Raw genomic sequence first — 7,116 nt, forward strand, 5'->3', positions numbered from 1 at the left:
GGAGTTCTGCGCGAGGAGTGGGAGGCCGGGCGCCGGTGAGTCCAGTCCCACCCCCGGCCAGGCCCGGTGAGTCCAGTCCCACCCCCGGCCAGGCCCGGTGAGTCCAGTCCCACCCCGGCCCGGCCCGTGGGACCGCACTCACCGGCGTCAGCGGGGCGGGCGGCGCCCGGTAGCGCTGATTACCAGTCGTGGACGGTGCCGTCGGCGAGCCGGTTGAAGGGCAGGTAGGCCTGCTCGTAGGGGTACTTGCCGGCCTCGTCCACATTGAGCTCGACGCCCAGGCCCGGGTTGTCTCCCGGGTGCAGCAGGCCGTTCTCGAAGGTCATCGACTGCTGGAACACCTCGTTGGTGCGCGAGCCGTGCTGCATGTACTCCTGGATGCCGAAGTTGTGGATCGCCAGACCCACGTGCAACTGGGCCGCGAAGCCCACCGGCGAGATGTCGGTGGGGCCGTGGCAGCCCGACTTGATCTGGTACTGCGCGGCGTAGTCCATGACCTTCTTCAGGGGCGAGATGCCACCGAAGTGGGTGGAGGCGGCGCGCACGTAGTCGATCAGCTGCTCCTTGATGAGCGCCTGGAAGTCCCAGACCGTGTTGAAGATCTCGCCGATCGCGAGCGGCGTGGTGGTGTGCTGGCGGACCAGGCGCAGCGCCTCCTGATTCTCGGCCGGCGTGCAGTCCTCGAGCCAGAACAGGTCGTAGGGCTCGAGCGACTTGCCGAGCTTGGCGGCCTGGATGGGGGTCATCCGGTGGTGGCCGTCGTGCAGCAGCGGCAGCTCCGGGCCGAACTCGTTGCGGACGGCCTCGAACACCGTCGGCAGGTGGCGCAGGTACGCGCGGGTGTCCCAGTCCTCCTCGGTGGGCTGCGCACCGCGCCGGGCGGGCTCGTGGTCGTAGCGCTCCTCGCCGCCGTCGAGCGTGGACTGCGCCGCGATCCCGTAGATCGCCTTGAGCCCCGGGACACCGGTCTGCACGCGGACCGAACGGTAGCCGAGCTCGAGGTGCTCCCGGATCGAGTCGAACAGCTGCGGGTTGTCGATGCCGGACGCGTGCCCGTACGCCATCAGCCCGCTCCGGCTCGCGCCGCCCAGCAGCTGGTACACCGGCATGTTCGCGGCCTTGCCCTTGATGTCCCACAGCGCCATGTCCACGGCGGCGATCGCCGCCATCGTCACCGGTCCGCGGCGCCAGTACGAGCTGCGGTAGAGGAACTGCCAGGTGTCCTCGATCCTGTGCGCGTCCTTCCCGATCAGCAACGGCACCACGTGGTCCTTGAGGTAGGACACCACGGCGAGCTCGCGGCCGTTCAGGGTGGCGTCCCCGAGGCCGACGTGCCCCTCGTCGGTCTGCAGCCGCAGCGTCACAAAGTTCCGGTTGGGGCTGGTGACGATGACGTCGGCACGCTCGATGATCACGGTGTCGTTCCTCCTGCGCTCGGACGCGCCGTCGGCGGCGCGCTACGACCATCCTGCCCTGATGACCCAGCCGCGTGGCAACCGGTTGTCGTGCCTTGCTCGAACCGCGATCGCAAGCGAGTTCCCGTCAGGCACCGCTGTGTTCCGACGGCGGGCCAGCGTCCCGCTCGGCTCCTGATCGCCGACGCGCAGGATCGATCGTGACCGCAACGGGGCGACCCTCGGCGTCGAGGTCGATGTCGAGCCAGGGCGGTTCACCAGGGATCGGCGCGGGCGCGGTCCGGTCGTACTGCCGCTTGACCTCCTCCATGGCCTCGTGGCGCGTGGGCGCGAACACCTCGTCGATCGCGCCGAACGGCCCGCCTCCGCCGCTGCCGGACCACGGGTGCCGGCTCAGGTCTCGCTGGAAGAGCACCACGGCCACGAGACCGAGCGCCATGATCGCCAGCACCACAAGCAGCGTCTGCACGTCACGATTCTCGTCGATGGAGCCACCCGATCACCGCAGCAGGCAGAACTCGTTCCCCTCCGGGTCGGCCAGCACGATGGTGTCGGGGTTGTCGCCGACCACCTGCGCACCGAGGCCCACGAGGCGCTCGAGCTCGGCCTGCGGGTCCTGCGCGGTCAGGTCCACGTGCACCCGATTCTTGACCACCTTGTGCTCGGGCACCTGCTGGAACCAGAACCGCACGCCGCCGCCTCCGACCGGCTGCACGAGCACGGTCGGGTCGTCCTCGAGGTCGGTCACGCCGAGCAACGCGAGCCGTTCTCGCTCGGCATCGTCGTACGGCGCCACCTCGTAGCCCTCGAGCACCTCTGCCCAGAACCGGGCCAGGGGCGCCGGCCGAGCGCAGTCGGTCACCACGTCCCGCAACGTCGCCATAGGTCCTCCTCGTCCGTCAGGGCCATTCTCGACCCTGCTCGCTCACTCGTGCTCGAGCCTCAACAGGGCGACCTTCGCCTCGGGCCCGCCGCGGTAGGCCCCGGTCGAGCCATCGGCGCGCACCACCCGGTGGCACGGCAACACCAACGGCACCGGGTTCCGGGCACACGCCGTCCCGACCGCGCGGGTCGCCCCAGGGCGTCCGGTCATCTCCGCCACGTCCCGGTAGCTCGCGGTGGTTCCGTACGCGATCTGCGGCAGCAGCGTGACCACCTCGCGGCGGAACCCCGAGGCCAAGGTGAGATCGACCGCGAGATCGAACTCCCGCCGTCGGCCCTCGAAGTACTCCTCGAGCTCCCGTGCCGCGGCGTCGAGCCGCGCGGGCGCCGCGAGCACGCGCGGGCTGACCCGCCCGGCGAGCTCGGTCAAAACCTCGTCCTCGGTCTCGGTCTCGAACGCCACGCGCACGAGCCCGCGCGGGGTCGCGGCGAGCAGCAGGGTTCCCAGCGGGGAGTCGATCGTGCGGTAGGCGACGTCGAGCAGGTCGACATCGGCGGCCGCGCGCCCCAGGCGGTCGGTCAGCCGAGCGATGGTGTCGGCATCGTCGGGTCGGGTCAGGTCGGGCAGGCTCATCGGTTCTCTCCTGGGTGGGTGCGTCGGAGCGCGGCGATGCCGTCGGCGCTCGCACGCCGGGCTGCCGCGGGGGTGCCGCCGAGGATGGCCGCCACCTCGCGGTGCGGCAGCCCGGCGACGTGGTGGTAGACGACGGCAGCGCGCTGCTTCTCGGGCAGTCGCGCCAGGTCGTCCCAGAGGTCGCGCTGCCACCCGGTCCGGTCCTCGCCCGCCCGTTCTGGGACGGTCTCGACGGGCACGGGCGCACGACGGCGGGACCTGAGCTGGTCGATCGCCTTGCGATGGGCGATGGTCACCAGCCAGGCCTCGGTGTTGGCATCGGCGGGCAGGTCGGGATAGGCACGCAGGGCGGCAAGGAACGTCTCCGACCAGGCGTCCTCGGCGTCATCGAGGCCGGCGACAGCCCGGCAGACCCGCAGCACGGTGGTGCCGTGGGAGGAGACCAGGGCCTCGAACGGTTTCTTCATCACACCCTGCAGACGTTCGCGGGCGGCCAGATGTGAGGTCGGGTCAGCACGCAGTGTCGGGCGGCTCGGCGGGTCCCACACGCTCCAGCAGGTCGTCCAGGCCGTCGCGCAGGCTGGCGAACCTCTCGGCGCCCAGCAGCATCGCCCACTCGTCATCGATGTCGGCGAAGGTCTGCCGGACCAGCGCCTGCGCGCGTTCGCCGCGCTCGGTGAGCGCCACCAGGCGCGCACGTTGGTCGAGCGGGTCGGGTTCGGTGCGGACGAGCTCCGCGCGTTCCAGCTGGACAAGCTGCTGGCTGATGGCCTGCTTCGTGACACCCGCGAGCTCCACGAGTCGGCCGGCCCGCTGCGGGCCGTCACCCAGATGTCGCAGCACGTTGCGCGAGTGGGCGAAGGACAGCGAGCAGAACTCGGAGTCGAGCAGCCGCCGGTCGAACTCGGCGAGGTAGGCCGCCTCGAGCCTGCTGAGCAGAGCGACGACCGGGAGCGCCGCGGTGCGCGTCGTCGTCATCTCACGATTCTAGCAATCTGGTCAAGGACTTGACAGTCAGCACGGTCGCCCTCACTCTTGGTCAAGTACTTGACCTTTCGACTCCGAGGACATCCGTGAACGTCTTGGTTCTCGTCGGGAGCACCCGCCCCGACTCCTTCAACGCCCAGCTCGCCGCCGCCGCTGTCGCGGCCCTGCCCGAGGGCACCACGGTCGAACGCTTCGACCGCTTGAACGAGCTGCCGTTCTACAGCGACGAGGGGGATGCGAACCCGCCGGCCGTCGTCGCGGACCTGCGCGCCGCCGTCGGGCGTGCCGAGGCGCTCGTGGTCGTCACGCCCGAGTTCAACGCATCGGTCCCTGCTGCGCTCAAGAACGCGATCGACTGGGCCTCGCGCCCCTACGACGACTCCTCGATCAACGGCAAGCCTGCAGCCGTCCTCGCCGCCACCCCGACCCCCGGCGACGCCGGGAGCGCTCGGGACCACCTCGTGGCGATCCTGCGCCGTGCACGCGCGCTGCCGCTGGAGACCACCGTGGGTGTCTCGGCCGCCCACGAGGCCTTCGTCTCCGGCGAGCTGACAGACCCGACTCACGCCACCGCCGTCGAGGCCCTCATCGCCAACCTGGTGAGCGAGGGCGTCCCCGCCTAGGGTGCGGTCGTCTCGTCCTTGAGTCGCGGGACCGACTCAAGGCCGGGGCGCACCCCCACGAACCCCTCATAGTTCGACCGGATCCGGTCCATGTCGGCCTTGACATCGCCGCTGAGCATGAAGTGCGGGCCCACCCCGCACGCCATCCTGCGCCGATCGATGAAGCCCATGATCACCGGGAGCTCGGCGTCGCGGGCGATCCGGTAGAACCCGGACTTCCAGTACTCGACCTTGCTGCGCGTGGCCTCGGGGGTGATCACCACGAGGAAGCGCTCGCCGGCCTCGGCCATCGCCACCAGCTCGCGCACGAGACCGGAATCGGCGCCGCGGTCCACGGGGATGCCGCCCAGGGCACGCATCAGCGATCCGAGCGGCGGCCAGAACACCGACCGCTTCGCCAGGAACCGGAACTTCACGCCCAGATGCCAACTCACCATCACCATGAGCACGAAGTCCCAGTTGGAGGTGTGGGGCACTCCGAGGAGCACGCCGCGCGCCGGCATCGGCTCGGCCTCCGGAGTCCACCGGCTGAAGCGCCAGTAGAGGTCGGAGAGCCGCCGTCGGATACGCACAGGCTTACGGTACGGGCACCGCACCTCCCGCGCATGACAGGGTGAGGGAATGGCGTCGAAGGAGAGGTCCGAGTCGGACCGTGTCGAGCGGATGTTGCGCGATGAGATCCTCGACGGCCTCCGCCCACCGGGCAGCCGACTGGTCGAGCGCGACCTCGCGCAGGACCTCGGCGTCAGCCGCGTCCCGGTGCGCGAGGCGCTCCAGGCCCTCGCCGGAGAAGGCTTGGTCACGCTGCGTCCGCACACCTGGGCAGTGGTCAGGGAGTTCACCGACGACGACGTCGCGGACCTCCTCCAGGTCCGCGGCGCTCTCGAGGTCCTCGCCTTCCGGCTCGCCGCCGAACGGGTCGACGAGGCGGGGCTGGCACATCTCCGGAGTGCGGTCGCACGGGAGGTCGAGGCGGCACAGGCGCAGGACGCGGTGCTCGCGCGTCGGGCGGCCGCCGACTTCCACGAAGCCGTCATCGAGGCCTCGAGCAACGCCCTGCTGGTCGAGCTCAATCACGCGATGCGCAGCCGGATGCGCTGGCTGCTCGCGCAGCACGACGACCTGCTCGCGCTCGCACGCGAGCACGAGGAGCTGTGCTCAGCGATCGCTGCGCGCGATCTCGGACACCTGGACGCCCTGGTGCAGGCGCACCTGATCGCCAGCGGCAAGCGTCAGCACGCCCGGGCCGCGGCCCCGCACACGGCTCAGACCAGCAGCTCGCCCTCGCGCACGATCACCTGACCGCCGGCCACCACCAGGGCACGGCGCGGAGTGCGCACGAGCGCGTCCGGCACGTTCTCGGCGTCCACGAGCACGAGATCGGCAGGCGCCCCGACCACGAGGTCGTGAACCGGCCGGTGCACGAACGGCGCAGCGAGCGTCGAGGCCATCCGCACGGCAGCGGTGAGCTCCTCATCGGTGCGCAGACCGTGCAACCGGGCGAACCCCAGCGCGACACGGAGCAGGTCGCCGTCGCCGAACGGCGACCAGAGGTCGCGGATGCCGTCCGTGCCCAGTCCGATCCCCACGCCCCGCTCCGCCATCTGCCGCCACGGCAGCGGCGCGCTCCCGACGGGGGCCACCGTGGCCCACGCGATGCCCGCCTCGGCGAGCGCGTCGACGAGGTCGGCCTGACGCGACGGCGGCAGCTGGCCGAGCGCGAACCCGTGCGAGACCGTGACCCTGCCCTGCAGACCGGCGGCGAGCGTGCGCTCGATGATCAGCTCGATCTGGAAGCCGCCGAGCTCAGCGGCATCGTGCAGGTGGATGTCGAGGCCCACTCCGCGGCGCTCCGCGATGCCGAACAGCGCGTCGAGCTGCGCCACCGGGTCACGGTCGATGCCGGCCGGGTCGAGTCCGCCGATGCTGGTCGCGCCCGCCGCGGCCGCATCGTCCATCAGGTCCAGCACGCCTGGCCGGCGGATCACGCCATCCTGCGGGAAGGCCACGATCTCCACCTCGATGGCGCCGCCGAGCCGGTCGACGGCCTCGCGGACGTTCTCGATGCCGCGCAGCCCGACACCGAGGTCGACGTCCACATGGCTGCGGGTCGCGGTGGTGCCGTGTCGCAGGAACTCGCGCAGCACGGCGGTGGCCCCGTCCACACTGGGGATCCCGAGCGCGTCACGCTCCGCGCGCTCGTGCGCGATCCTCCCCTGGGTGCTGGCAACGCCGCCGTACGAGACCCACGGCCGGCCCCACCAGCTCTTGTCCACGTGAGCATGCGCATTGACGAAGCCCGGCAGCGCGAGCATCCCCGCGCCGTCGAGGTGGGTGCCCTCGGTCACGGGACCTCCGGCAGGCTCGCCAAGAGCCGTGATCACGCCGTCGGAGATCACGACGTCGACGGGCGCCCCGGCCCAGGGGCGCACGTGGGAGACAGTCAGATTCGCCATGTCGGCAAATGGTATACCATTTGTGGATACCCGAGTGTGGGACGCTGCCGGGATGCTCGCCGCCTTCAGCATCGCCCCGCTCACCTCCGACCCCACCGGAAGCGTCACCGACGCCGTCG

10 protein-coding genes are annotated in these 7,116 nt (G+C 71.0%); 2 read left to right on the top strand and 8 right to left on the bottom strand.

What is annotated here, in order from left to right; translation table 11 throughout:
- Positions 1-179: 179 nt before the first annotated feature.
- The 6 genes from manD to ACOJSN_RS07760 all read right to left on the bottom strand — a co-directional run bounded on the left by manD (position 180) and on the right by ACOJSN_RS07760 (position 3,909).
- A complete protein-coding gene (gene manD / locus ACOJSN_RS07735) occupies positions 180-1,415 on the bottom strand; it encodes a D-mannonate dehydratase ManD (RefSeq protein WP_420111925.1) in 1,236 nt (411 codons plus the stop codon).
- 127 nt (positions 1,416-1,542) lie between these two features.
- The gene (locus ACOJSN_RS07740; RefSeq protein ID WP_420111926.1) at positions 1,543-1,884 is read right to left on the bottom strand and encodes a hypothetical protein; all 342 of its coding nucleotides are present in this window, start codon (positions 1,882-1,884) and stop codon (positions 1,543-1,545) included.
- 30 nt (positions 1,885-1,914) lie between these two features.
- Complete coding sequence (locus ACOJSN_RS07745; protein WP_420111927.1) at positions 1,915-2,298, bottom strand: VOC family protein; 384 nt, start codon at positions 2,296-2,298, stop codon at positions 1,915-1,917.
- Between the two features lie 42 nt (positions 2,299-2,340).
- Positions 2,341-2,931: a methylated-DNA--[protein]-cysteine S-methyltransferase gene (locus ACOJSN_RS07750; RefSeq protein ID WP_420111928.1), complete on the bottom strand. Its 591-nt coding sequence runs from the start codon at positions 2,929-2,931 to the stop codon at positions 2,341-2,343.
- Complete coding sequence (locus ACOJSN_RS07755) at positions 2,928-3,398, bottom strand: RNA polymerase sigma factor (RefSeq protein WP_420111929.1); 471 nt, start codon at positions 3,396-3,398, stop codon at positions 2,928-2,930. The genes ACOJSN_RS07750 and ACOJSN_RS07755 overlap by 4 nt, the downstream gene beginning before the upstream one ends.
- Before the next feature lie 43 nt (positions 3,399-3,441).
- Positions 3,442-3,909 (bottom strand): MarR family winged helix-turn-helix transcriptional regulator, encoded by a 468-nt coding sequence (locus ACOJSN_RS07760; protein ID WP_420111930.1) that lies wholly within the window; start codon positions 3,907-3,909, stop codon positions 3,442-3,444.
- 95 nt (positions 3,910-4,004) lie between these two features.
- Between ACOJSN_RS07760 and ACOJSN_RS07765 the strand changes: the two genes are divergently transcribed.
- Positions 4,005-4,541, top strand: a complete 537-nt coding sequence (locus tag ACOJSN_RS07765; RefSeq protein ID WP_420111931.1) for an NADPH-dependent FMN reductase — start codon at positions 4,005-4,007, stop codon at positions 4,539-4,541.
- Here the strand turns inward: ACOJSN_RS07765 and ACOJSN_RS07770 are convergent.
- A complete protein-coding gene (locus tag ACOJSN_RS07770; RefSeq protein ID WP_420111932.1) occupies positions 4,538-5,113 on the bottom strand; it encodes a 1-acyl-sn-glycerol-3-phosphate acyltransferase in 576 nt (191 codons plus the stop codon). The genes ACOJSN_RS07765 and ACOJSN_RS07770 overlap by 4 nt on opposite strands.
- A 49-nt stretch (positions 5,114-5,162) precedes the next feature.
- On the opposite strand from ACOJSN_RS07770, the gene ACOJSN_RS07775 reads away from it, so the two are divergent.
- Positions 5,163-5,843 (top strand): GntR family transcriptional regulator, encoded by a 681-nt coding sequence (locus tag ACOJSN_RS07775; protein WP_420111933.1) that lies wholly within the window; start codon positions 5,163-5,165, stop codon positions 5,841-5,843.
- Here ACOJSN_RS07775 and ACOJSN_RS07780 read toward each other — a convergent pair.
- On the bottom strand, positions 5,807-6,997 hold the full coding sequence (locus tag ACOJSN_RS07780; protein WP_420111934.1) for an amidohydrolase: 1,191 nt from the start codon (positions 6,995-6,997) through the stop codon (positions 5,807-5,809). The two genes, ACOJSN_RS07775 and ACOJSN_RS07780, sit on opposite strands and share 37 nt — an antisense overlap.
- Between the last annotated feature and the right edge of the window lie 119 nt (positions 6,998-7,116).

This window comes from Pseudactinotalea sp. (assembly GCF_048594945.1).
Taxonomy (GTDB): Bacteria; Actinomycetota; Actinomycetes; order Actinomycetales; family Beutenbergiaceae; genus Pseudactinotalea.

What these genes read in the sequence shown, in the direction of transcription:
- ACOJSN_RS07745 (WP_420111927.1), bottom strand. Translation starts at nt 2,298, where the DNA reads ATGGCGACGTTGCGGGACGTGGTGACCGACTGCGCTCGGCCGGCGCCC.
- ACOJSN_RS07750 (WP_420111928.1), bottom strand. Translation starts at nt 2,931, where the DNA reads ATGAGCCTGCCCGACCTGACCCGACCCGACGATGCCGACACCATCGCT.
- ACOJSN_RS07755 (WP_420111929.1), bottom strand. Translation starts at nt 3,398, where the DNA reads ATGAAGAAACCGTTCGAGGCCCTGGTCTCCTCCCACGGCACCACCGTG.
- ACOJSN_RS07760 (WP_420111930.1), bottom strand. Translation starts at nt 3,909, where the DNA reads ATGACGACGACGCGCACCGCGGCGCTCCCGGTCGTCGCTCTGCTCAGC.
- ACOJSN_RS07775 (WP_420111933.1), top strand. Translation starts at nt 5,163, where the DNA reads ATGGCGTCGAAGGAGAGGTCCGAGTCGGACCGTGTCGAGCGGATGTTG.
- ACOJSN_RS07780 (WP_420111934.1), bottom strand. Translation starts at nt 6,997, where the DNA reads ATGGCGAATCTGACTGTCTCCCACGTGCGCCCCTGGGCCGGGGCGCCC.